The sequence below is a fragment of the Amycolatopsis nigrescens CSC17Ta-90 genome (assembly GCF_000384315.1).
Lineage (GTDB): Bacteria > Actinomycetota > Actinomycetes > Mycobacteriales > Pseudonocardiaceae > Amycolatopsis > Amycolatopsis nigrescens.
This window is the reverse complement of the sequence record NZ_ARVW01000001.1, coordinates 8029987-8055555: the sequence shown is the minus strand read 5'-3', so window position 1 is coordinate 8055555 and position 25569 is coordinate 8029987. Positions and strand designations below refer to the sequence as shown.

Genomic DNA, 25569 nt, shown 5'->3' with positions numbered 1-25569 from the left:
GACGAAGGAAGGGTCAGGCCGACGGCAGCCGCTCGTCGAGCGGGCGCGGCGGTTTGCGCCAGGCCGCGACCAGCCCCAGCGGGTCCGGGCGCAGCAGCGACGCGGCGGCGTACAGGCTCACCGCGACCACGACACCCATGAACCACCAGTCGTAGAGCGCCTGCTCACCGGTCGGGTAGTAGACCATGACCAGGAACACCGAAACCGCGACCACCACCGCGAGATGCCGGCGCCGCCACGGGAAGGCGGAGGCGATGACGAAGCCCCAGGTCAGGTACCAGGGCAGGGTCGGCGCGATCAGGATGGCGTTGGCCAGCAGCGCCACCGCCATCCGGAAGATCGCCTCGTTGCCGCCGTTCCTGGCCAGCCACCACTGCCGGACGACGAGCACCGCGAACGCGGCCCAGGCGATCGCCCTTGCCACCGTGACGAACGGCGAGGACGGCACGTCCACGATCAGGTGCACCAGGTTGTAGAACATCTCGCCGATACCGGTCGGGAAGTTCAGCCAGTTCGTGATCAGGCCCGGCGCCTTCAGGCCGTCCAGCCAGCCGAGGTTGAACGTGCCCAGCGAGATCCAGGTACCGGCGACGAACACCACACCGAAGATGCCGACCGACGGGATCACCGCCTTGAAGAAGCGGCGGGTAAGGCTTTCCTCGGCGGGCAGGTGGTTCGCCCACACCCACACCAGGAACGGCAGCGCCACCGCGGCGGTGGGCTTGATCAGCATGCCGACGGTGACCAGCACGATCGCCAGCACGTGCTTGCGCTCCAGCATGGCCAGCACGCCGGTGGTCAGGAAACCCAGCATCATCAGGTCGTTGTGCGGGCCGCCGACCAGATGGATGATCATCATCGGGCTGGCCACCGCGAGCCACAGCGTCACCGGCAGCTTTCCGCCGAGGTGGCGGACCAGCCTCGGCAGCGCCCAGACCGTCCCGGCCAGGCCCACCAGCAGCAGCACCCTGGTCAGGATCACCCCGGCGATCATGTTGTCGCCGGTGATCCCCACCACCGTCTTCGCGACCAGCAGGAACAGCGGGCCGTAGGGCGCGGGTGTGGTCTGCCACAGCTCGTGCACGTTGGCCACCACGTTCGGCAGCACGTCCAGCTCGGCGGGGCCGTTGCCGTACGGGTTGAGCCCGTGCAGCAACTGGGCGCCCTGGCCGAGGTAGGAGAACACGTCCCTGGTGAACAGCGGCGGGGAGAACAGCAGCGGCGTGATCCAGCACGCCGCGGCGACCAGGATCGGCCTGCTGCCGACCCGGCCCGCCAGCACGTACCGGCCGAGCCGCACCCAGGCCCAGACGACCAGCGCGAAACCGAGGTAGAGCACCGCATTGGCCAGCGCGCGGCCGTGGCCGTACCGGATCCAGGAGAGCGGGCCGTGGCCGAGGATCGGATCGCTGATCAGGATCCCGCCGGCACCGAGCGCGCCGAGCAGCAACAAGGTGCTGCCGACGGTGCCCATCGCGATCGTGCGATAGGGAAAGCGCGAAGGCATCAGTACGCGGTCGGCCGGCGAATGATTAGCGGCCGATTGCGCATCCGGTGCGGGATCAGTAGTAGTGGCCATGTCGTTGAAGAAGATTACACACCGCGCTCGCACGCACTCGCGGCAATGGCCGAAAATGCGGGCACGCGATTCCTTTCGTGGTCGATTACGGCGTCTCGGCGCGCACGCTGGTGCCGCCTGGCAGCGCCGCGAGCAGTGACTTCGTGTACTGGTGCTGCGGGTCCAGCAGGACCTGTTCCACGGTACCCACCTCGACCAGCTCGCCGCGGTACATCACCGCGACCCGGTCCGCGATGTTCCAGGCCAGCCCGAGGTCGTGGGTGATCACCAGGCCGGCAAGTCCCAGCTCGCGGCGCAACCGGAGCAGCAGCCCGAGGATCTCCCCGCGGACCGAGGCGTCCAGCGAAGCCACCGGCTCGTCGGCGACCAGCACGCTCGGCCGCAGCGCGAGCGCGCCGGCGATCACCACCCGCTGACGCTGCCCGCCGGAGAGCTCGTGCGGCAGGCGTTGCAGATAGGTTTCCGCGGGCCGCAGCTCGGCGGCTTCCAGCGCGGCGGTCACAATGTCCCGTTCGTTCCCTTCCAGGGCATGGATCCTCGGGCCCTCGGCGACCGCTTCGTACACGCTGTGGCGGGGGTTGAGCGCACTGGTCGGGTCCTGCAGGACCAGCTGGACCTGACGTCGGTACGCCTTCAGCCCGGCACCGGACCTCGGCACCGGCGAACCGTCGTACAGCACCGCGCCCGAAGTCGGCTTCTGCAGGCCGAGCAACGTACGGGCCAGTGTGGTCTTGCCCGAGCCGGACTGGCCGACCAGCGCGACGATCTCGTTGCGCCAGACCTGCAGGTCCACCCCGGCGACGGCGTTGATCTTCGCCCCGGTGCGGTCCCGGAACGTGACCCGCAGATCCTCGGCGGCGAGCAGCGCGTGCCCCTGCGCACCGGTGCGCTCGGGTTCCGGCGGGATCGGGCTGGTGGTGGCGGGCGCGAACCGCGACACCGGGTCGCCGACGGTGGGGAACGCGGCGGCCAGCGCCTTGCTGTGCTCGTGCCGCGGCGCACCCATCAGCTCCGCGCTCGGCCGCTCCTCCACCAGCTCACCGCGGTACATCACGGCGATCCTCGCGCAGGTGGCGGCCAGCACGGACAGATCGTGGCTGATCATCACCAGCCCGATGTCGTGCTCGGCGACCAGCTGGCTCATCAGTTCCAGCACCTGCGCCTGGACGATCACGTCCAGCGCGGTGGTCGGCTCGTCCGCGATGATCAGCCGGGGACGGCAGGCCAGCGCCATCGCGATCATCACCCGCTGCTTCTGCCCGCCGGAGAGCTCGTGCGGGTATGCCCCGGCCCGGCTGGTCGGCAGGTCCACCTGTTCGAGCAGCTCGGCCACCCGCTTGCGGACGTCGCGCTCAGCGGGTTCGCCGGGGTCCTTCCCATCCGGTGCGTGCAGCCGGATCGGCTCGGCGATCTGCTCGCCCACCTTGCGCACCGGGTTGAGCGCGTGCATCGCGCCTTGGAAGACCACCGAGGCCTCGGCCCAGCGGACCGCGCGCAGCCGTCCCCAGCGCATCGCGGTGACGTCCTCGCCGTCGAGCAGGATCTCGCCGGTCACCTTGGCCGAGCCGGGCAGCAGCCGCAGCACGCTCATCGCGACGGTGGACTTGCCGGAGCCCGACTCGCCGGCGACCCCGAGGGTGTCCCCCGGAGCCAGCGTCAGGTTCACGTCCCGCACCGCGGGCAGCTCGCCGCTTCCGGTGCGGTAGCTGACGTTGAGGTTCTTCAGTTCGAGCAACGGCCCGCCGGGCTCGGTCACGAGCGCTCCCCCTTAAGCCGCGGGTTCAGCACGGTCTCCAGCGCACGGCCGACCAGCGTGAAGGACAACACGATGAGCACGATCGCGACACCGGGCGGCAGCAGGTACCACCAGGCGCCGCCGCTCACCGCGCCCGAGCTGAGCGCGGTCTGCAGCATCGAGCCCCAGGACACCACGGACGGGTCGCCGAGACCGAGGAAGGACAGGGTGGCCTCGGCGATGATCGAGTTGCCGACCACCAGCGTGGTGTTGGCCAGCACCAACGGCATCACCCCGGGCAGCACGTGCTTGCCGACGATGTGCGCGTGCCCGCCGCCGAGTGCCTTGGCCCGCTCGATGTACGGCCTGCTCTCGATGGTGAGGGTCTGCGCGCGCACCAGTCTCGCGGTGGTGGGCCAGGAGGTGATCCCCACCGCCAGGATGATGGTGGCCACGCCCTGCGGCAGCACGGTGGACAGCGCGATGGCCAGCACCAGCGACGGCAGCACCAGGAAGAAGTCGGTGAACCGGAGCAGCAGCACCGACACCCAGCCGCCGAAGTGCGCCGCGATGATGCCGACCAGGGTGCCGATCAGCACCGAGAGTAGGGTCGCCGCGAAACCGACCAGCAGCGAAACCCTGGCGCCCCAGAAGGTCATCAGCAGTACCGAACGACCGTCCACGTCGGTGCCGAGCAGGTACTCCCCGCTCGGCGACTGCAACGGCTTGCCGGTCACCCTGGTGACGTCCAGCCCGGCCTCATCGGTGATCAACGGCGCGAGCAGGGCCAGCACCACGATCAGCGCCAGCACGGCGAGGCCGACCAGCCCGCCCCGGTTCGCCGCGAACTCACGCCAGGTCCGGCCCACCGCAGCCCGGCGGCGCTGCCAGGCGATGGTCCGCGCGCTCTCGTTCGACGCCGTCACTGCGCACGCACCCTCGGGTCGAGCACGCGGTAGAGCAACTCCGCGAGCAGGTTCATCACGACCACCGCGCCGGCCAGCACCACGAAAACACCCTGCAGGGTCGGCAGGTCCGGACCGCGCAGGGCCTGGAAGGTGAGCAGCCCGAGACCCGGCCAGGAGAACACCGTCTCCACCGTCACCGTGCCGGACACCACCATGCCGAACTGCAGGAACACCAGCGTCATGGTGGGCAGCAACGCGTTCGGCACCGCGTGCCGGCGCCGGACCAGGTCGTCGCGCAGGCCCTTGGCGCGCGCGGTGACCAGGTACTCCGCGTTCATCTCACCGAGCAGCGACGACCGCATGACCAGCATGTACTGGGCATAGATCACCGCGAGCAGGGTCAGGCACGGCAGCGCCAGGTGATGCAGCACGTCGAGCGTCTGCGGGAAGAACCCGTCCGGGATGTCCGCGGACCGCATGCCCCGGCTCGGAAACAGGCCCTGGGTCGCGATCAGCAGCAGCATGCCGAGCCAGAACTGCGGCATCGACCACAGGGTCAGCGCGATACCGGTGTTCGCCTTGTCGAAGGCGCTGCCGCGCCGCCACGCCGAGCGCACCCCGAGCCAGACGCCGAGCAGCACCGCGAGCACGGTCGCGGTGCCGACCAGCAGGATCGTCGGCCACAACCGCTCCCCGATCAGGTCGGCGACCGGCCGCTGGTAGACGTAGGACAGGCCGAGGTCGCCCCGCAGCAGCCCGCCGAAGTAGTCGACGAACTGCTGCAGGATCGGCTTGTCCACGCCGAACCGCTCGCGGAGCTCGGCCAGCTGCTCCGGGCTGGTCGGCCGGTCCCTGGTCATGGTCGCGACCGGGTCACCGGGAATCATCCGGAACAACAGGAAACCCAGCACCACGACCAGGACCAGGCTGCCAACCGCCTCCGCCAGCTTGGTGAGCACGAACCTGGTGGTGCCGGTACCGCCTCGCCGCTCGTCCGGATCGGGTAACGACTCCGGTTCGATGGCGCTTGCCATGTCGGTCAAACTCGCTGCCCTACTCGCGATCTTCCGCGGCCTTGCCGCGCTTGGCCAGGAACACTCCGCCGCCACCGAGCACGATCAGGACCGCGACACCGATGCCGATCCACATGCCGGTGTTGCTCCCGCCGCCCGCGGAGCCGCCTTCGGACGCGGGGGTGGCACCGTAGTAGCTCCAGTAGCCGACCTGCTCCATGATCGGCCCCCCGGAGGAGGGCTGCGTTGGGAAGCCGGCGAACTTGTCCGACCGGTAGGCCTCCAGCACGTTGTCGTACTCCAGCACCACCGAAGGCACCTGGTCGTTGTACCGGCGCTGCGCCTGCTTGGCCAGCTCCGCCCGCTTTGGCACGTCGATTTCGGCGAGCTGCGCGCCGTAGAGCCGGTCGAACTCCTCGTCGCAGAACAGCGACGCGCTGGAACCGCTGCCGGAGGCGAGCGGGAGCTTGGCGCAGGTCTGCTTGGACAGCGTGTAGTCCGGGTCCGGGTTGGTGGCGTAGCCGGAGAACGCCAGGTCGTACAGCCCGGCCGAGGTCACCTCGTCCACCTCGTTGTCCGACACCAGCTGCTTGTTCACCTTGATGCCGGCCTCACCGAGCCAGCCGACTACGTAGTCCGCGGCGCGCTGGGCGAAGTTCTCGCTGGCCCGGCCGGTCAGCCGGAACTCAAGGCGCTTGCCGTCCGGCGCGACCCGGATGCCGTCCTGGCCCTTCAGGTAGCCGGCCGCGTCCAGCTCGCGGTTCGCCGCGGCCAAGTCGAACGGCGGCTTCTGCGAGTCGGCCGCGTCCAGGTGGTACTCCGGGAACACCGGCGGGATCAGGCCGGTCGCCGGCTGCCCGTAACCGCCGACCACCTTGTCCACAATGGTCTGCGAGTCGACGGCCTTGCCGATCGCCTTGCGCACCCGCACGTCCTTGAGGATCGGGTTGCCGTCACCGATCGGCTGGCGGTCCACGTTCTGCGCGCCGGGGTTGACCAGCATCTCGCGGTAGCGGCGGCCCGGCGCCTTGTTGGTGGCGATGCCGTCCTTGCCCTGCAGCGCCTCGAACTGGGTCGGGGTGAGCCGGTTGACCAGGTCGATCTCGTTGTTCTGCAGCGCGTTCACCGCGGCTTCGGCGTTCTCGTACTTGATGAACTGGATCTCGTCGACCTTGGCCTTGCCGCGCCAGTAGTCCGGGTTCGCCTTGAGCTTGACCACTTCGTTCTTGCGGTACTCGGTGACCAGGAACGGTCCGTCCCCGACGCCGACCACCTCGGGCGTGTCGGACCGCTCGTCCGCCATGTCCGAAATGCCGGACCAGATGTGCTCCGGCACGATCGGCACGTCCAGCGAGCTCATGCTCGCCTGCGGCTCCTTCGTCTTGATCACCAGGGTCCGGTCGTCCGGCGCGGTGACCGTCTCGAAGTTGGCGACGAAGTTGCCGTTGGCCTCGGCGGCCTTCTCGTCGGTCATGATCCGGTTGAACGTGTAGGCCGCGTCCTTGGCCGTCACCGGCTTGCCATCGGACCATTTCACGCCCTGGCGGAGGGTGTAGGTCCAGGTCAGCTTGTCCGGCGAGGGATCCCATTTCTCGGCCAGCCCTGCGGACGGAGTGGCGTCCTCTGCCGAGGGCAGGGTCAGGAACTCATATGCCAGACGTCCGATCATCGTGCTGGAGGCGAAGCCCGCGGTGAACGGGTTGAGGTGGTCGATCTCCTGAACCAGTGCGACCCGGAGCACCTTGGCCGCCTGGGCATCCTGGGCCTGGGCGGGCACGGCGAACGGCCCGACCGCGACCATCGCCGCGGCGGCGACCACCGCCCCCGCCCGAGCACGCCGACTACTGGTGAAACGCACCATGACCCACCTCAATCTTTTCCACGGACCTCGCCCCAAGGCGAAAAAGAAACCATCTGTCCAACCCCAAAGTCAACGATTACCCCCCGTCATTGCCAAGCCGTGACTTAGCTGGCGCTACGGTCTAGACCATGCGGATCATGATCTCTGCGGACATGGAGGGTGCCACCGGGGTCACCTGGACCGACGACGTCGTCCCGGGGACCGAGCAGTGGCAGCGCTTCCGCCGGTTGTTCACCAGCGACGTGAACGCCACGATCGCCGGCCTGTGCGACGCCGGAGCCACCGAAGTGCTGGTCAACGAGGCGCATTCCGCCCAGCGCAACCTGCTGCTGGAGGACCTCGACCCGCGGGCGCGGATGCTCACCGGCCGGCACAAGCCGCTGTCCATGATGCAGGGCATCGACTCCGGCGTGGACGGCGTCGTGTTCCTCGGGTATCACGCCGGCGCCGGCTTCGACGGGGTGCTCTCCCACACCTACCTGGAGAACCAGATCACCGGCGTGTGGCTGGACGGCGTGCCGGCCAGCGAGGGCAGGCTCAACGCCGGGCTCGCCGCCGAGTACGGGGTACCGGTGCTCGTGGTCACCGGCGACGACAAGACCTGCGAGGACGCGCGCGGCTACGCGGCCGGCGCGGAGCTGGTCGCGGTCAAGGAGTGCGTCAGCCGGTACGCGGCGATCTGCCTCCCGCCCGCCCGTACCGCCGAGCTGCTCACCGCGGCCGCCGGCGCCGGCATGCGGCTGGCAGGCCGGGTGGCCGGTTCGCGCTCGGCGCACCGGATCGAGGTGGAGTTCGACGCCAGCCACCTGGCGCAGGCCACCGCCGTGATTCCGACCGTCGAGCAGCTCGACGTCCGCCGGGTCGGTTTCGACGCACCCGACATGACCGAAGCGATGAAGGCTTTCAAAGTGGTCACCGCGATCGCGGCCGGAGCGGTACAGGGGAAATATGGATAGGGATGTCGTAGAGCTCTGCCGGTCGCTGCTGCGGTTCGACACCACGAACCGGGGCGGCGGCGACTCGGAGGGCGAGCGCGACGCGGCCGAATACGTCGCCTCGGTGCTCTCCGACGCGGGGGTGGGCGCGAAGATCATCGAGTCCGCGCCGGGCAGGGCGAACGTGATCGCCAGGGTCCCCGGCAGCGACCCGTCGCTCCCGGCGCTGCTCGTGCAGGGCCACCTGGACGTGGTGCCCGCCGAAGCGGCCGACTGGACCGTCCCGCCGTTCGCCGGTGAGATCCGCGATGGTTTCCTCTGGGGCCGCGGAGCGACGGACATGAAGGACTTCTGCGCGATGGTTCTGTCCGTTGTGGACTCTTTCGCGCGCACCGGCGTCCGGCCGCGCCGCGACCTCGTGCTCGCCTTCGTCGCGGACGAGGAAGACAAGGGCGACTACGGCGCGCACTGGCTGGTGGCCGAGCATCCGCACCTGTTCGAAGGCTGCGCGGCCGCGATCAGCGAGTCCGGCGGCTACACCTACCACGTGCCCGCCGCCGACGGCCGGACCGTGCGGCTGTACCCGGTGGCGACCGCCGAGCGGGGCACCTCGCACCTGCGGCTCACCGCACGCGGCCGGGCCGGGCACGGCTCCCGACCCAACGACGAGAACGCGGTGACCAGGCTGGTCGGCGCGCTCGGCCGGATCACCGCGCAGCGCTGGCCGGTGCACCTGACCCCCACCGTGCTGGCCTTCCTGGAACGGACCGGTGCGGCACTCGGCGTCGAGGTCGACCTCGAGGACGTGGACGGCACGGTGGCCAGGCTCGGCCCGGCCGGAGCGCTGGTGCTGCCGACCATCCGCAACAGCACCACCCCGACCATGCTCGACGCGGGCTACAAGGTGAACGTGATCCCGAGCCTCGCGCAGGCGCAGGTGGACACCAGGGTGCTGCCCGGCACCGAGGACGCCCTGCTCGCCACCATCGACGAACTGCTCGGCCAGGACGTCGAGCGGGAGTTCGTGGCCAGGCAGCCCGCGGTGCAGGCCCCGGTGGACTCGCCGTGGTTCGCCGCGATGGCCGACGCGCTGCGGGCCGAGGACCCGGAGGCCGTCGTGGTGCCCTACTGCATGGGCGGCGGCACCGACGCGAAGGCGTTCAGCAAGCTGGGCATCGACTGCTACGGCTTCGCGCCGCTCTGGCTGCCACCCGGCTTCCCCTACCGGGCCATGGCGCACGGGGTCGACGAGCGCGTCCCTGTCGAGGGCCTCCACTTCGGCACCCGCGTCCTGCACCACTTCCTGACCACCTGCTGACCCCGGCCAGGACCAACGCGCACCGGAGCCAAACGGAGCAGAGGTTTGTCCGATTCAGGCCAGGTTTGCGGCCGAGTCTTGACATCGATGTCACACGGCGGCTTTTCTTCCTTGACGTCGCTGGAAGTCCCCGTCCGGTCGCGGCGTGCTACTTCGTCAGAAAGCTGGGTGCGATGATGCCCCGAGGCACTAGACCGTCGGTCGCGATGCTGCTGTCCGCCGTTGTCACCGCTGCCACCGTCGCGGCGCTGCCGGCGGGCCAAGCCGCCGCGGCACCGGCACCGGCGTTCTACTCCTCGTTCGAGACCGGGGACCCGCAACCGTCCTGGGTGGACACCGTCGACACCGACCCGAACGGCAAACCGAAGGCGTCCGGGGTGAACGGCGCCAACGGGACCGCGATCCCCGGCGACATCCGCGGCAAGATCACCGAGTCGGCGGCCAGCCACGAGAACACCGAAGCCGGTGAGGTGGTGGCCAACCTCGCCGACGGCTCGGCCGACACGAAGTGGCTGGCGAAGGCCCCGACCGGCTGGGCGCGATTCACCCTCTCCGAGCCCACCTCGATCACGCACTACGCGCTGACCTCGGCCAACGACGCCGCGGAACGCGACCCCAAGGACTGGACGCTACGCGGGTCCAACGACGGCACCAACTGGACCGAGCTGGACAAGCAGGCCGGCCAGTCCTTCGGCGCGCGCTTCGAGCGCAAGGAGTACCAGCTCCAGCCGACCGCCGCGTTCAAGCACTTCCAGCTCGACATCACCGCCAACAACGGCGGGCCGCTGCTCCAGCTCGCCGAGCTGCTGCTGGCCAACGACGAGCCGGCCCCGCCGCCGCTGCCGAACATGCGCAGCTACCCGGACAACGGCCCGAACTCGGGCTACACCAACAAGCCGAGGGCCGGCTACAGCGGCCTGCGCGCCTTCCACTACTCCGGCTCGCACGTCGCAGAAGGGCACGGCTACTCGTACAACAAGATCTTCGACGTGGACCTCCCGGTGGCCGCGGACACCGAGCTGTCGTACAAGATCCTGCCGGAGTTCATCAAGGACGACCTCAAGTACCCGAGCACGCACGCGGCCATCGACCTCGCCTTCACCGACGGCAGCTACCTGAGTGGGCTCGGCGCGACCGACCAGTACGGCTTCGGGCTCTCACCGCAGGGCCAAGGCGCCTCGAAGGCGCTGTACACCAACCAGTGGAACCAGATCCGGTCCACCATCGGCACGGTGGCCGCGGGCAAGACCGTCGACCGGATCCTGATCGGCTACGACAATCCCGCCGGCCCCGGTTTCCTGCAGGGCTGGGTGGACGACATCGCCATCGGCGCGGCGACCCCGGTGACCGCGGGCCGCCCGTCCGACTACGTGCTGACCACCCGCGGCACCCACGCGAACAGCACCTTCTCCCGCGGCAACAACTTCCCGGCCACCGCGGTGCCGCAGGGCTTCAACTTCTGGACCCCGGTCACCGACGCAGGCTCGGGCAGCTGGTTGTACAACTACCACTCGCAGAACAACGAGCAGAACTCGCCGACCCTGCAGGCGTTCAGCGCCAGCCACGAGCCGAGCCCCTGGATGGGCGACCGGCACAGCTTCCAGGTGATGCCCTCGCTGGCCGCCGGGGTGCCGGACGCCAACCGGGACGCCAGGGAACTGCCGTTCAAACACCAGAACGAGACCGCGAAGGCGCACTACTACGGCGTCCAGTTCGACAACGGGATCAAGACCGAGCTGGCCCCGGCCGACCACGCCGCGCTGTTCCGGTTCAGCTTCCCCGGCGACGACGCCAGCCTGATCTTCGACAATGTGAACAACAACGGCGGGCTCACCCTGGACCAGGCCACCGGCACGGTCAGCGGCTACACCGACGTGAAGAGCGACCTTTCCGCGGGCGCCGGGCGCATGTTCGTCTACGCGACCTTCGACAAACCGGCCGTGGCCGGCAACAAGTTGCCCGGCGAGGGCCGGGACAACGTCCGCGGCTACCTGCGCTTCGACACCGGCGACAGCAAGACGGTGCAGATGCGCATCGCCACCTCGCTGATCAGCGTGGACCAGGCGAAGAAGAACCTCGACCAGGAAATCACGCCGGACGCCACCTTCGACTCCGTGCGCGACGCCGCGCAGGACCGCTGGGACGACACGCTGAGGGTGATCGAGGTGGAAGGTGCCAGCGCCGACCAGCTGACCACGCTCTACTCGAACCTCTACCGGCTCTACCTCTACCCGAATTCCGGTTCGGAGAACGTCGGTAGCACCCAGCAGCCGGTCTACCGCTACGCCAGCCCGGTCTCACCGCGAACAGGACCGGACACCCCGACGCAGACCGGCGCGAAACTCGTGGACGGCCAGATCTACGTGAACAACGGGTTCTGGGACACCTACCGCACCACCTGGCCGGCCTACTCGCTGCTCACCCCGAGCCTGGCGGGCAAGATGGTGGACGGCTTCGTCCAGCAGTACCGCGACGGCGGCTGGGTCGCCAGATGGTCCTCCCCCGGCTACGCCAACCTGATGACCGGCACCAGCTCCGACGTGGCCTTCGCGGACGCGTACCTCAAGGGCGTGCGGAACTTCGACATCGAGTGCGCTTACGACGCGGCGTTGAAGAACGCCACGGTGACCCCGCCGAACCAGAACATCGGGCGCAAGGGCATCGACAGCTCGATCTTCCTCGGCTACACCCCGACCAGCACCGGCGAAGGCATGTCGTGGGCGCTGGAGGGCTACGTCAACGACTACGGCATTGCGAACATGTCCAAGAAGCTCTACGACGAAGCCGCCGCCGACCACCCGCGCAAGCAGGAGTACCTGGAGAACTACGAGTACTTCAGCAACCGCGCGCAGAACTACGTGCACATGTTCGACAAGGACGTGGACTTCTTCCAGGGCAAGAGCGCAGACGGCAAGTTCCGCCTCCCGCCCGATAAGTACGACCCGCGGGTGTGGGGCGGCGACTACACCGAGACCGATGGCTGGAACATGGCCTTCACCGTGCCGCAGGACGGCCAGGGCCTGGCGAACCTGTACGGCGGCAAGGAGGAGCTCGCGAAGAAGCTGGACGAGTTCTTCGCCACCCCGGAAACCGCGAACTTCCCCGGCTCCTACGGCGGCGTCATCCACGAGATGCGCGAAGCCAGGGACGTGCGGATGGGCCAGTACGGGCACTCCAACCAGCCCTCGCACCACATTCCCTACATGTACGACTACGCGGGTCAGCCGTCGAAGACCCAGGCGAAGGTGCGCGAGGCGTTGTCCCGGCTCTACGTCGGCAGCGAGCTCGGCCAGGGCTACCCCGGTGACGAGGACAACGGCGAAATGTCCGCCTGGTACCTCTTCAGCGCCTTGGGCTTCTACCCGCTTCAGATGGGCAACGCGGCCTACGCGGTCGGCTCGCCGCTGTTCACCAAGGCGACCGTGCGCCTCGAGAACGGCAAGAAGCTGGTGATCAACGCGCCGAAGAACAACGCGAAGAACGTGTACGTCCAGGGGCTGAAGGTCAACGGCAAGACGCACTCGTCCACGTCGCTGCCGCACGATCTGCTGGCCGCCGGCGGCACGCTGGACTTCGACATGGGCCCGCAGCCGTCGAGCTGGGGCACCGGCCAGAGCGACGCACCGGAATCGATCACCGAGGGCGACACCGTGCCGGAGCCGCTGCACGACCTGACCGGTCCCGGCAAGGGCACCGCGACCGGCAGCGACGGCACGGACGTGACCGCGGTCTTCGACAACACCTCCGCCACCGAGACCGGATTCGCCGGCGCCGCACCGTGGGTGCAGTACCAGCTCGGATCTTCCGCCGAGGCCGCCACGCATTACACGCTGACGTCACCGAAGGGCACCGGCGAACCGGCGAGCTGGGTGCTGAAGGGTTCCTACGACGGGCAGAACTGGACGGTCGCCGACGAGCGGACCGAGCAGGACTTCGCCTGGCGGCAGCAGACCAGGTCGTTCAAGGTGAGCAACCCAGCGCACTACACGCACTACCGGCTGGAGCTGACCAGCGGGCCGGGCACGCTTGCCGAGCTGGAGCTGCTCGGCAAGCCGGACGCGACCTGCACGAGCACCGTCACCGGGCAGCGCAACGGCCCGCTCGCGGTGTCGAAGGGGGTGACCTGCCTGCGTGACGCCACCGTGCGCGGCCCGGTCACCGTGGCGGCCGGCGCCTCGCTGGTGGCCACCGGCGGCACCATCTCCGGTCCGGTGTCCGCGGTCGACGCCGGGTCGGTGCTGCTCAACCGGACCGAGGTGACCGGTCCGGTGTCGATCACCGGGACCAGCGGCGCACTGGCCATCGAGGCGGCCAGGGTCTCCGGTCCGGTGGCACTGACCGGGAACAACGCGCCACTGCTGACCGGCTCGACCATCCAAGGGCCGCTGAGCTGCACCGGCAACACGCCGGCTCCGTCGGACAACGACCTCGCCAACACCGTCCGCGGTCCGTCGTCCGGCCAGTGCGCAGGTCTCTGACTCCCCTTGTCTGCGCTGTCTTTTCGAGAAGTGACCAGAGGGGAGCGGCCGCTACAACGTCGTGCCGTATAGGGCGTTATACACTCAGCTGATTGAGCCCTCTGAGCGGAACGCGATCACGGCAATTACGGTAAGTGCGTGACCGGGAACCAGTTCTTCTCCTCCTTCGAAGAGGGTGATCCCCAGCCACGGCCGTCGGACGGGGCCAAGGTCGGTCCCGGTCCGGACCGGTCGCCCACCGCGAAGACCGGCGCCGGCTTCACAGGTCTTCGAGCACTGCGGTTCGCGGCCGACGGCTACAGCCGCACCGTGCTGTTCGACGTGCACCTGCCGATCACCGAGCGGACCGAGCTGAGCTACGCCGTACTGCCCTCCTCGGACGACACCCCCAGCTACCGCAGCACCTATGTGGCGGTGGACATCGAGTTCGACGACGGCAGCACGCTCAGCGGCCTCGGCGGCACCGACCAGCACGGGTTCGCACTGACCGCGCTGGCGCAGGGCAAGGCGAAGAAGCTCTACCTCGACCAGTGGAACCTGGTGCGCGCCGACCTCGGCGCGATCGCGGCCGGCCGCACCGCGCGGACCATCGTGCTCAGCACGGACCCGCCGGAGGGCCAGGGGCAGGCCACCGGCTGGCTGGACGACGTGCGGATCGCGGTACGGCCGCCGCGGCCGTCCACCGATCCGGTCGACTGGGTGCGCACCACCAGGGGAACCCATTCCAGCAAGGACTTCTCCCGCGGCAACACCATCCCGGCGACCGCGGTACCGCACGGCTTCAACTTCTGGACGCCGGTCACCGACGCGGCCAGCACCACCTGGCTCTACGAGTACCACCGCCGCAACGACGCGGCGAACCGGCCGGCGCTGGAGGCGTTCGCGGTCAGCCACCAGCCCAGTCCGTGGATGGGCGACCGGCATCCGTTCCAACTGCTGCCCGGCATCGGCCCGGTGGCCACCGGCAGGCGGCAGCGCGCGCTGCCGTTCGCGCACGAGGACGAGACCGACCGACCGCACCACTACGGTGTCCGGTTCGCCAACGGGATCAGCACCGACATCGCACCGTCGGACCATGCCGCGATCTTCCGGTTCCGGTTCCCGAGCGCGCCGGGCTGGGTGCTCTTCGACAACGCCGGCAACCGCGGTGGGCTGCGGCTGGACCGGGTCACCGGAACCGTGCACGGGCACACCTGGGTGCGCAGCCGGCTGTCCACCGGCGCTCGCCGGATGTTCGTCTACGGCGAATTCGACCGGCCCGCGATCGACGGCGGCCGGCTGCGCAGACCGCCGTGGCGCAGGGTCACCGGCCATCTGGTCTTCGACGCCCCCGAGGTCACCCTGCGGATCGCAACCTCACTGATCAGCCTGGCGCAGGCCAGGCGCAACCTGACCCTCGAGATCCCGCGCGGCACCTCGTTCGACGAGGTCCGCGAGCGCGCTAGGCGGGACTGGCAGGACGTGCTCGGTCGGATCGAGCTCGAAGGGGCCAGCGACGACCAGCGGACCACCTTCTACTCGAACCTCTACCGGCTGTTCCTCTACCCCAACTCGGGCCACGAGAACACCGGCACCGTCGAGCAGCCGCGGTACCGGCACGCCAGCCCGGTCATCCGCCGCCGGTGGCCGAGCACCCGCCGCCGGACCGGCGCCAAGGTGGTCGACGGCAGGATCTCGGTGAACAACGGCTTCTGGGACACCTACCGCACCACCTGGCCGGCCTACGCGCTGCTCACCCCGGCGCGCTGCGGCGAGCTGATCGACGGGTTCGTGCAGCAGTACCGCGAAGGCGGCTGGATCTCCCGCTGGTCCTCCCCCGGCTACGCGAACCTGATGACCGGCACCAGTTCGGACGTGGCGTTCGCGGACGCGTACCTCAAGGGCGTCCGCGGTTTCGACCTGGAATCGTGCTACCAGGCCGCGCTGCGCAACGCGACGGTCAGCCCTCCTGGACGCAGCGTCGGCAGGCGCGGGCTGCACGAGTCGATCTTCCTCGGCTACACGCCGTCGTCCGTCCCGGAGGGCCTGTCCTGGGCGCTGGAAGGCTGTATCAACGACTTCGGCATCGCGAACCTGTGCCAGGCTCTTTTCCAGCAGGCCGCGGCCGACGACCCGCGGCGCGTCGAGTACCTGGACAACGCGCGCTACTTCCGCCAGCGCGCCCTGCATTACGTACACCACTTCGACCATCGCGTCGGCTTCTTCCAGGGCCGCGACAGCGCGGGCAACTGGCGCTGGTCCCCCGAGGAGTACGACCCGACGCTCTGGGGCTACGACTACACCGAGACCAACGGCTGGAACACGGCCTTCTCCGTGCCGCACGACGGCCACGGGCTGGCCGGGCTGTTCGGCGGGCAGGCCAAGCTGGAATCCACTTTGGACACGTTCTTCGCCACCGGGGAGACCGGCACCAAGCCGGGCTCCTACGGCGGGGTGATCCACGAGATGACCGAAGCGCGCGACGTCCGGCTCGGCCAGTACGGGCACTCCAACCAGCCCTCGCACCACATCCCGTACATGTACAACCACGCCGGCGCGCCCTCCAAGACCCAGGCGATCGTGCGCGAGGTGCTCAGCCGCTGCTACCTGGGCAGCGAAATCGGCCAGGGGTATCCGGGCGACGAGGACAACGGTGAGATGTCCGCCTGGTACATCTTCAGCGCACTCGGCATCTACCCGCTCGGCGTGGGCAGCCCGCACTACGCGATCGGCTCTCCGCTGTTCAGCAAGGCGACCATCCACCTGGAGAACGGCAAGGACCTCGTGATCAACGCGCCAGGCAACACCGCGGAGACGGTGTACGTCCGCGGCGTCGCCTGGAACGGCGTACCGCATCCGGACACGTCGATCCCGCACGAGCTGTTGGTCACCGGCGGGGTGCTGGACTTCGACATGGCGGTCACCCCGTCCGCGTGGGGGCGCGGTTCGGTGCCGCCGGCACTGACCAGCGGGGACGAGCCGCCGTGCCCGCTGCGCGACCTCACCGGCCACGCCCGCGCCGACGACGGCACCGACGTGAGCGCGTTGTTCGACGACACCACGCGGACCGAAGTGCGGTTCCGATCCGGCACGCCGGTGCTCGAGTGCACGGTTTCCGATCCGGCGCCGGTCCAGCTGTACACGCTCACCTCCGGTAGCCGATCCGGCGATCCGCGGTCCTGGGTGCTGGAGGGCTCCGACGACGCGGTCCGGTGGACCATGCTCGACCAGCGGTCCGAGCAGGTGTTCCGCTGGCGGCGTCAGACCCGCCCCTTCGGCCTCGCCGAACCCGCCGCTTACCGGCACTACCGGCTGCGCGTCACCGCCTGCACCGGCCGCCGCCTCCGCCTCGCCCAATGGGAGCTCCTCGCCAAGGTCGTGAGTGAAAAGTGTTCCCCTGACAACACTTTCCACTCACGAGCGGAGGGCGGCAGGTGAGGCGGTTGTGGCGGGTCGCCCGTGATCGGATGATCGCGTCGGACCCCGGTTTCGTGCGGCTGCGGCTCGGCCTGTCCGCGGTGCTCGGCATCGCCATCGCGGTGGCCGCGCTCGCCCCGCTCGGCCAGCCGCTGACGGTCATCCTGGTCGGCGCGATCGCCGCGATGATGTCCGCGTTCACCATCTCCGACCCGACCCCGGGCCAGCAGGCGGTGACATTGGGGCTGGTGCTGCTCGCCGGCGCCGCGTCGCTCACCCTGGCCAGTGTCGGCAGCGCCGCTCCCCCGCTGGACAGCGTGATCTTCGTGCTGCTGATCTTCGTCGCGGTCTACGCCCAGCGCTTCGGCTCCCGTGGCATCGCGCTCGGCTCGGCGAGCTTCTTCCTCTTCTTCTTCGCCATGTTCCTGCAAACCCATCTGCGCCAGGTGCCGGCGCTGCTGCTCGCCCTGCTGATCGGTGTCGCCGCCAACGCGCTGGTCCGGTTCGTGCTGCTGCCCCGCCGCGCGGACGCCGAGCTGCTGCGGATCCGCCGTGCCTTCCGCGCCCGGCTCGGCGCGGTGATCCGCGCCGCCGAGGGCTATCTCGGCAACGGCGGCGGTGACCGGGCTCGGGCCCAGCTGCGCCGCGCCAACGACCGGCTGCACGAGTGCGTGCTGCTGGTCGAGGACACCGCGGCGGACGTGGTGGACAACCGGGCCGCAGACCTGCTCCGCCGGCGCGCGATCGAGGTGGAGCTGGCCGTCCAGTGGCTCACGATCACCACCCAGCGCACCGCCGCGGAGCCGCTGACCCCGGAGGTCACCGCCGAGCTGATCGGTGCGCTGCAACGGTTCCACTCACTGATCGAGCGCGACCCCCGCGACCTGCCGCTGATCAGCGAGACCGGCGAGTTCAGCAGGATGCTGGTCGAGGGCAGCAAACTGGCCGAACGGCCCGAGCAGGGCGACGAGCTGCGGCGGGCGATCGCCGATCTGGCGCTGGCCGACGTGAACGCCCAGCGCATCGCCGAGCGCGATTACTCGGCCGAGGCCGAGACCCCCGACGAGACCGAGGACGACAAGACCGCCGTCTTCGCCTACGACAACCAGACCCGGAGCGCGATCCAGGCGGTGCTCGGCGGCGGGCTGGCCGTGCTCGGCGGTGAGCTGGTCTCCCACCAGCGCTGGTACTGGGCCGTGCTGACCGTGTTCGTGGTGTTCATCGGCACGTCCACCGCCGGCGCCACCTTCGTCAAGGGCGCGCGCCGGCTGGCCGGCACGCTGATCGGCATCGTCGGCGGGGTGCTACTCGCGCTGCTGGTCGGTGGCAGCGTGCCGGCCACCATCGCGCTGATCCTGGTCTGCGTCTTCGGCATGGTCTACATGTCCCGGGTGTCGCAGTTGATCATGGCGTTCTTCATCACCAGCATGCTCGGCCTGCTCTACAGCCTGCTCGGCACGTTCAGCTTCGAGGTGCTCTGGATCCGGGTGGCGGAGACCGCGGTCGGCGCGGCGGCCGGCATCCTGGCCGCGGTGGTGATCGTGCCGGTGCGCACCAGGTCGGTGATGCTCGACGACATCGGCGAGTTGCTCGACCGGCTGCGAGAGTTCCTGGAGCGGGCCGCAGACCTGTTGTCGGGTAAGGAGAATCTCAATCTCATCGAGCTGTCCCGGCAGCTCGACCGCGACGTGGAACGGGTACGCGCCACCATCGAGCCGCTGATCCATCCGATCAACGTGAGCAGTCGCCGCGACTACGGCTGGTACGTGCTGACCAGTCTGGAAACGATCGTGTTCCGGGCCAGGCACGTGGCGGCGCGCGCCCAGCCCGGGCTGCTCTCCGCCGACGGCGGGCTGTCCGCCTTGGTGCGCCGGACCACCGCGAACGTGGACGTGCTGCTGGAGGTGGTGCGCTCCGGCGGCACGCACCGGCAGCTCGGCCGGGACGAGGGCGGCCCGGTCTGCGACGACGTGCCCGACGCCAGGGCGCGCACCGTGCTGTCCAGCCTCGGCCAGCTCGACGAGGCGGTGATCGCGCTCGGTCGCGCCTTCGACCTGGAGCCGGCCGAATCGGTCAAGAAATGAGGCGCCGCACTTTGCCGCTGCGCAGTGACGCGACGCACCCGAACGGTGCGAACGCAGCCGGATAGCATCCCGAGTACAAGCACCGACCCCTAAGCAGGAGAACGCAATGACCCAAGCCCCTGTCAACGTCACCGTCACCGGCGCTGCCGGCCAGATCGGCTACGCGCTTTTGTTCCGCATCGCGTCCGGTCAGCTGCTCGGCCAGGACACGCCGGTGAAGCTGCGGCTCCTGGAGATCCCGCAGGCGGTCAAGGCGGCCGAGGGCACCGCGTTGGAGCTGGAGGACGGTGCGTTCGAGCTGCTGGCCGGGATCGACATCTTCGACGACGCCAAGAAGGCCTTCGAGGGCACGAACGTGGCCCTGCTGGTCGGCGCCCGCCCGCGCACCAAGGGCATGGAGCGCGGTGACCTGCTCGAGGCCAACGGCGGCATCTTCAAACCGCAGGGCGAGGCGATCAACGCCGGTGCCGCCGAGGACATCAAGGTGCTGGTGGTGGGCAACCCGGCCAACACCAACTCGCTGATCGCCCGCTCGCACGCGCCGGACGTGCCTGCCGAGCGGTTCACCGCGATGACCCGCCTCGACCACAACCGGGCGCTGGCGCAGCTGGCCAAGAAGACCGGCGTGCCGGTATCGGAGATCAAGAAGCTGGCGATCTGGGGCAACCACTCGGCCACCCAGTACCCGGACATCTTCCACGCCGAGGTGGCCGGCAAGAACGCGGCCGAGACGGTCAACGACGAGCAGTGGCTGGCCGACGAGTTCATCCCGACCGTCGCCAAGCGCGGCGCGGCGATCATCGAGGCCCGTGGCGCCTCCTCCGCGGCCTCCGCGGCCAGTGCCGCGATCGACCACGTGCACACCTGGGTCAACGGCACCCCGGCCGGCGACTGGACCTCGGCCGCGATCGTGTCCGACGGTTCCTACGGGGTGCCGGAGGGGCTGATCTCGTCCTTCCCGGTGACCGCGAAGGACGGCAAGTACGAGATCGTGCAGGGCCTGGAGATCAACGAGTTCTCCCGGCAGCGCATCGACGCCTCGGTCCAGGAGCTGGTCGAAGAGCGCGACGCCGTCACCAAGCTCGGCCTGATCTGAGACGGGGGCATGCGAGGCTTTTTGCGCATGCCCCCATCGATCGGGCGCGGGTGTCCCGCAAGATTCTGAGTGGCGCGGGGTGCGGGCCGCCGGATCGGCGGCCCGCACCGCCTTCCCGAAATGTGACCATGCCCGAGAACCGCTGGCACGATTACCCGATCGGCGACATCGCCGGTAGCCGGTACGCGCCGTTGCCGGACAACGGCTGGGGCATGCTGATCGCATGGGCGGCGGGTCCCGCACGGGTCCAGCGCGTCGTCGACCGGCTCGAGGACCACACCGTGCGCGTCATCCGCCGCGCCCGTCGAACCAGCGAAGCCACCGTCACCACCGAACCGCGGACCGAAGCCGACCAGGCCGGTATCGAAGCGGACGTCAACTCGTATCTGGCCGAAGCGGCCGTGCCACCCCGGCCCCGCGGCTACACCTGGCACCTCGAACTGCCGGACGGGGTCGAGCCCCGCCGACTCTGGGCCGCCGTCAACGCCAGGGTCGAGCCGGGAGTCCCCACTCCCCCGCACATCCTCGTCGCCGCAACCCGCGCCCTCACCGACTTCGGTCTCCATCCCTGACGGGTCAAGGCAGCTCGGCCTCGATCGCCCGCAGCGCGTACCGCGCCACCTGGTGCAACGGCTCGGTCGACTGCCGGGCGCGGCAGAGCAGCATCGCCCCTTCCAAGCCGGTGAGCATCACCACGGCCAGGTCGGCCGCCGCCTCGTCGGCCACGCCGTAGCCGGTGAGCCCGTCCGCGAGCGCGGATAGCCAGCGGTCGTAGGCGCTCCGGCAGGCCGCGGTCAGCGCCGGAGACCCGGGCGCCGAGTCCAGCGTGACCGTGGAGACCGGGCAGCCCTGGGTGAAACCCGAGTCACGCAATGAGCCGGCGAAGTACTCGGTCATCGTCTGCACCCACGCCGCGGCGGTGGGGCTGGACTCACGGGCAGCGCGGATCATCGCGTCGAACTCCACCCCGGAGGCGGCCAGCGCCTCGGTCGCGATCTCCTCCTTGCCGCCGGGGAACAGGAAGTACGTCGAGCCGCGCGGACTGCCGCTCTCCTCGATGATCTGCGCCAGCCCGGTACCCCGGTAACCCTGACGGCACAACAGATCCTGGGCCCCCCGGATGATCTTCTGCCGGGAGTCGGATCGGGCCTTGCGCATCAACGGCTCCAGGGGTCGGTGTTGTGGCGGGTTGCTCCTCCAGCTTACTATGTTGACCATCATACTTAAAACTGAGGAGGAACGATGGATGCTCTGGTGACCGGCGGCTCCGGGTTCGTGGGCCTGCGGCTGATCCGGCGACTGGTCGAAGACGGCCACGTGGTGCGCGCACTGGCCCGCTCCGACGCGGCCGCGGACAAGGTCACCGAGGCGGGCGCGAAGCCTGTTCCCGGGGATCTGTCGGACTTCGCGATACTGGCCGAGGCGATGAGCGGGAGCGACGTCGTCTTCCACTCGGCGGCCCGCACCAGCCGCGGTGGCGGGCGGGACGCGTTCGAACGGGACAACGTCACCGGCACCCGCAATGTGGTCGCCGGCGCCCGTCGTGCCGGCGTGCGCCGGCTCGTCCACGTGGGCACCGAGGCCGCGCTGATGACCGGTCAGGCGCTGGTCGACGTCGACGAGGCCGCGCCGCTGCGACCGGATTCGCCCGCGCCCTATGCCGCTTCGAAAGCCAAGGCGGAGCAGGTGGTACTGGCCGCGAACGGCGAGGACCTGGAGACCGTGGTGCTGCGGCCACGCCTGGTCTGGGGTACCGGGGACAGCACTGTGCTGCCCGAACTGGTCGCCGCCGTCCAGACCGGGCGGTTCGCCTGGATCGGCGGCGGGCGGCACCTGACGGCCACCACGCACGTGGACAACGTGGTGCTGGGCGTGCTGCTGGCCGCCGAGCGCGGGCGCCCCGGCGAGGCGTACTTCGTCACCGACGGCGAGCCGATCGTCTTCCGCGACTTCGTCACCGAGCTACTGGCCACCCAAGGGGTCACCGCGCCCGGCCGCAGCATGCCCGAGCTGCCCGCCCGCATCGCGACCAGCGCCGGCGAAACCCTCTGGCGACGGCTCGGGCTCTCCGGCGCACCGCCACTGGACTACATGTCCCTTTGGCTGTCCAGCAAGGAATGCACGATCGACATCGGCAAGGCACGCACCGAACTGGGCTACCAGCCGATCCGCACCCGCGCCGAGGGCTTCGCCGAACTGCGGGCCTGAATCAGGCCCCGGCGAGGCCGCGGCGCTTGAGCAGCGGGGCGATCTCGGGGTCGCGGCCGCGGAAGGCGCGGAACGCCGCCATCGAGTCCACGCTGCCGCCCCTGGACAGCAGCTCGCGCCGGAAGTGGTCGCCGTTCGCCCTGCTCAGGCCGCCGTTCTCGCGGAACCATTCCACCGTGTCCGCGTCCAGCACCTCGCTCCAGATGTAGGAGTAGTACCCGGCCGCGTACCCACCGCTGAAGACGTGCGCGAAGTACGTGCTGCGGTAGCGAGGGGCCACAGTGGACAGTGCCACCCCGGCCTTCTCCAGCGCCTCGGCCTCGAACCGCGCCACATCGCTCACCTGGTCGTCCACGCCGAGCCGGTGCCATGCCTGGTCCAGCAGGGACGCGGCGAGATACTCGGTGGTGGAGAAGCCCTCGCCGTACTGCTGCGACTCGGCCAGCCGGTCCACCAGCCGCTGCGGCAACGGCTCCCCCGTCTCGTGGTGCTTGGCGTAGTTGGCCAGCACCTCGGGCCAGAGCAGCCACATCTCGTTCACCTGCGACGGGTACTCGACGAAGTCACGCGGCACGTTGGTACCGGAGAAGGTCGGGTAGCGGACGTCCGAGAACAGCCCGTGCAGCGCGTGCCCGAACTCGTGGAAGGCGGTGATCACCTCGTCGAAGGTGAGCAGGGTCGGCTCCCCCGCGGGCGGACGGGCGATGTTCAGGTTGTTCACCACCACCGGACGGTCGCCGAGCAGACCTGACTGGTCCACGAAGTTGTTCATCCAGGCGCCGCCCCGCTTGGAGTCGCGGGTGAAGTAGTCGCCGAGGAAGAGCCCGATCGGGTCGCCGTCCGGGCCGAAGACCTCGAAGATCCGCACCTCGGGGTGGTACTTCGGCAGGTCGTGGCGCTCGGTGAAGGTGAGCCCGTACAACCGTTCGGCCGCGTAGAACACCCCGTCCCGCAGCACCCGGTCCAGCTCGAAGTACGGCCGCAGCACCGACTCGTCGATGTCGAACCGGGCCTTGCGGACCCGCTCGGCGTAGTACGCCCAGTCCCACGGCTCGAGGGTCGCGCCCGGCTCGTCCTGCTCCAGGTACCGCTGCAGTTCCTCGGCCTCGGCCTTCGCGTTGGCCACCGCCACCGGCGCCAGCCGGTCCAGCAGCTCGGCCGCGGCCTCCTCGGTGCGCGCGGTCTGGTCCGAGATCGCGTACGCAGCGTGATGCGGATAGCCGAGCAGCGCGGCACGTTCGGCCCGCAGCATCGCAATCCTGGCCAGCGCCGCCTTGTTGTCGTGCTCGTTGCCGCGGTTGCCGCGGTTGATCGACGCGGTGTACAGCCGCTGCCGCAGCGCACGATCGGCCAGCGACGCGAGCGCTGACTGCACGGTCGGCAGCTGCAGGTTGAGCACGTACTTGCCCGGCTCCCCCTTCGCGTTGGCGGCCTCCGCCGCGGCCGCCAACGCATCCGCGGAAAGGCCGGCCAGCGCATCGGCGTCCTCGACCACCACGGCCAGTTCGTTGGTGTCGCCGAGCAGGTTCTCCTGGAACCGCGTGCTCAGCGTGGACAGCTCCTCGTTCAGCCCGCGCAGCCTCGCCTGGTCGGCTTCCGGCAGCCCGGCCCCGGCGCGCTGGAAGTCGGTGTGCAGCCGCTCCAGCAGCCAGTCCGACTCGGCATCGAGGCCGAGCGAGCCGCGGCGGCCGAACAGGTCCGCGATCCGCGCGAACAGCCGCTGGTTCAGGTAGATCGCGTCGTGGTGCGCGGCCAGCTTCGGCGCGACGGCCGCCTGGATGCGCTGGCGCTCCGGGCTGGTGTCCGACGAGGCCAGGTTGCCGAAGACCGAAGAGACCCGGCCGAGCAGCGCGCCGGAACGTTCGAGTGCGACAACGGTGTTCTCGAAGGTGGCCGGTTCCGGGTCGTCGGCGATGGCGGCCACCTCGGCGGCCTGCTCGGCGATCCCGGCCTCGAAAGCGGGCAGGAAGTGCTCGTCGGTGATCCGGTCGAACGGCGGCAGGCCGTACGGAAGCTCGCTCGCGGTGGCGAACGGGTTGTCCGGCGAGATCATCGGCAGTACTCCTCAGTGTCGGGCGCGCTGGGCACGAACCTCCACCCTACTGCGCCCTGACCGGGGAAAAGGTCCGAGGTATCGCCGTCTCCGGAACACTGCCGAAACCAGCAGAGCACGCCGAAAGCGGCATCCGGGCGTTGTCCGCCACGCGCACCTTTCGCGATCAGCGGCCGGTGGTGCCGCCGGGAACCGCATCGCTCTCTCCCGGCCCACCGGACTTCTTCTTGCGGCCCTTCTTCTTCTTTTGCGGTGGCGGCGGCACGACGCCCTTGAAGTCCGAGCCGTGGTCGTTGACCCGCAGCACGAACGGCCTCGTCTCGGTGTAGCGGACCACCGAGATCGAGGCCGGGTCCACCACGATCCGCTGGAAGGCGTCCAGGTGCTGGCCAAGCGCGTCGGCCAGCAGCGCCTTGAGCACGTCGCCGTGGCTGCACAGCGCCCAGACCGCGTGCTCACCGTGCTCGGCGGTGATCCGCGCGTCGTGCTCGCGGACCGCGGCCACCGCCCTGGCCTGCATACCGGCCAGGCCCTCGCCGCCGGGGAAGACCGCCGCCGACGGGTGCGCCTGCACCACCCGCCACAACGGCTCGGCGAACAGGGTTTTCAGCTCGCGCCCTGTCCAGTCCCCGTAGTCCACTTCGGACAGCCGCGGCTCCACCGTCTTGGCCAGCCCGTTCGCCGAGGCGAGCGGGGCCACCGTCTGCTTGCACCGCAGCATCGGCGAGACCACCAACTCGGCCAGCGGGACCCCGGCCAGCCGCTCCACCAGCGCCTCCGCCTGCGCCTTGCCGGTGTCGTCCAGGCCGACCTTCGGCATGCGCCCGGCGAGTACCCCGGACCCGTTGGCCGTGGACCGGCCGTGTCGCAGCAGGATGACGGTGCTCACCAGGCCACCATACGTG

16 protein-coding genes are annotated in these 25569 nt (G+C 69.7%); 8 read left to right on the top strand and 8 right to left on the bottom strand.

All coding sequences use genetic code 11. From position 1 onward, the window contains the following. Nucleotides 1–13: 13 nt before the first annotated feature. From mptB to AMYNI_RS0138010, 5 genes are all read right to left on the bottom strand, one after another. Nucleotides 14–1579 carry a polyprenol phosphomannose-dependent alpha 1,6 mannosyltransferase MptB gene (gene mptB, locus AMYNI_RS0138030; RefSeq protein ID WP_026361434.1) on the bottom strand — a complete coding sequence of 522 codons (1566 nt, stop codon included), beginning with the start codon at nt 1577–1579 and terminating at the stop codon, nt 14–16. Between the two features lie 85 nt (nt 1580–1664). Further along, the gene (gene nikE, locus AMYNI_RS0138025) at nt 1665–3335 is read right to left on the bottom strand and encodes a nickel ABC transporter ATP-binding protein NikE (protein WP_020673366.1); all 1671 of its coding nucleotides are present in this window, start codon (nt 3333–3335) and stop codon (nt 1665–1667) included. Next, nucleotides 3332–4240, bottom strand: coding sequence for an ABC transporter permease (locus AMYNI_RS0138020; RefSeq protein ID WP_020673365.1), 909 nt, complete (start codon nt 4238–4240; stop codon nt 3332–3334). The genes nikE and AMYNI_RS0138020 overlap by 4 nt, the downstream gene beginning before the upstream one ends. Further along, a complete protein-coding gene (locus tag AMYNI_RS0138015; protein WP_020673364.1) occupies nt 4237–5256 on the bottom strand; it encodes an ABC transporter permease in 1020 nt (339 codons plus the stop codon). The genes AMYNI_RS0138020 and AMYNI_RS0138015 overlap by 4 nt, the downstream gene beginning before the upstream one ends. Before the next feature lie 19 nt (nt 5257–5275). Further along, nucleotides 5276–7096, bottom strand: a complete 1821-nt coding sequence (locus AMYNI_RS0138010; RefSeq protein WP_051116406.1) for an ABC transporter substrate-binding protein — start codon at nt 7094–7096, stop codon at nt 5276–5278. Nucleotides 7097–7224: 128 nt separating this feature from the next. Here AMYNI_RS0138010 and AMYNI_RS0138005 point away from each other — a divergent pair, with 128 nt between their 5' ends. The 7 genes from AMYNI_RS0138005 to AMYNI_RS47620 all read left to right on the top strand — a co-directional run bounded on the left by AMYNI_RS0138005 (nt 7225) and on the right by AMYNI_RS47620 (nt 20975). Further along, nucleotides 7225–8052 carry a M55 family metallopeptidase gene (locus tag AMYNI_RS0138005; RefSeq protein ID WP_020673362.1) on the top strand — a complete coding sequence of 276 codons (828 nt, stop codon included), beginning with the start codon at nt 7225–7227 and terminating at the stop codon, nt 8050–8052. Further along, nucleotides 8045–9349 (top strand): M20/M25/M40 family metallo-hydrolase, encoded by a 1305-nt coding sequence (locus tag AMYNI_RS0138000; RefSeq protein WP_020673361.1) that lies wholly within the window; start codon nt 8045–8047, stop codon nt 9347–9349. Before AMYNI_RS0138005 ends, AMYNI_RS0138000 begins: the two co-directional genes overlap by 8 nt. Nucleotides 9350–9525: 176 nt before the next feature. Then, complete coding sequence (locus AMYNI_RS0137995; RefSeq protein WP_040407800.1) at nt 9526–13827, top strand: GH92 family glycosyl hydrolase; 4302 nt, start codon at nt 9526–9528, stop codon at nt 13825–13827. 138 nt (nt 13828–13965) lie between these two features. After that, a complete protein-coding gene (locus AMYNI_RS0137990) occupies nt 13966–17244 on the top strand; it encodes a GH92 family glycosyl hydrolase (RefSeq protein ID WP_020673359.1) in 3279 nt (1092 codons plus the stop codon). 29 nt (nt 17245–17273) lie between these two features. Beyond that, on the top strand, nt 17274–19307 hold the full coding sequence (locus AMYNI_RS0137985) for an FUSC family protein (RefSeq protein ID WP_020673358.1): 2034 nt from the start codon (nt 17274–17276) through the stop codon (nt 19305–19307). 106 nt (nt 19308–19413) lie between these two features. Further along, the gene (locus AMYNI_RS0137980) at nt 19414–20403 is read left to right on the top strand and encodes a malate dehydrogenase (protein WP_020673357.1); all 990 of its coding nucleotides are present in this window, start codon (nt 19414–19416) and stop codon (nt 20401–20403) included. A gap of 128 nt (nt 20404–20531) precedes the next feature. After that, nucleotides 20532–20975: a DUF5956 family protein gene (locus AMYNI_RS47620; protein ID WP_020673356.1), complete on the top strand. Its 444-nt coding sequence runs from the start codon at nt 20532–20534 to the stop codon at nt 20973–20975. A 4-nt stretch (nt 20976–20979) separates the two neighbouring features. On the opposite strand, the gene AMYNI_RS0137970 is transcribed toward AMYNI_RS47620, so the two are convergent. Then, nucleotides 20980–21561 (bottom strand): TetR/AcrR family transcriptional regulator, encoded by a 582-nt coding sequence (locus AMYNI_RS0137970; RefSeq protein WP_020673355.1) that lies wholly within the window; start codon nt 21559–21561, stop codon nt 20980–20982. 84 nt (nt 21562–21645) lie between these two features. Between AMYNI_RS0137970 and AMYNI_RS0137965 the strand changes: the two genes are divergently transcribed. Further along, on the top strand, nt 21646–22611 hold the full coding sequence (locus tag AMYNI_RS0137965; protein WP_020673354.1) for an NAD-dependent epimerase/dehydratase family protein: 966 nt from the start codon (nt 21646–21648) through the stop codon (nt 22609–22611). A 1-nt stretch (nt 22612) separates the two neighbouring features. On the opposite strand, the gene AMYNI_RS0137960 is transcribed toward AMYNI_RS0137965, so the two are convergent. Further along, on the bottom strand, nt 22613–24664 hold the full coding sequence (locus AMYNI_RS0137960) for a M3 family metallopeptidase (RefSeq protein WP_020673353.1): 2052 nt from the start codon (nt 24662–24664) through the stop codon (nt 22613–22615). Between the two features lie 166 nt (nt 24665–24830). Next, nucleotides 24831–25553: a histidine phosphatase family protein gene (locus AMYNI_RS0137955; RefSeq protein WP_020673352.1), complete on the bottom strand. Its 723-nt coding sequence runs from the start codon at nt 25551–25553 to the stop codon at nt 24831–24833. Nucleotides 25554–25569: the final 16 nt, after the last annotated feature.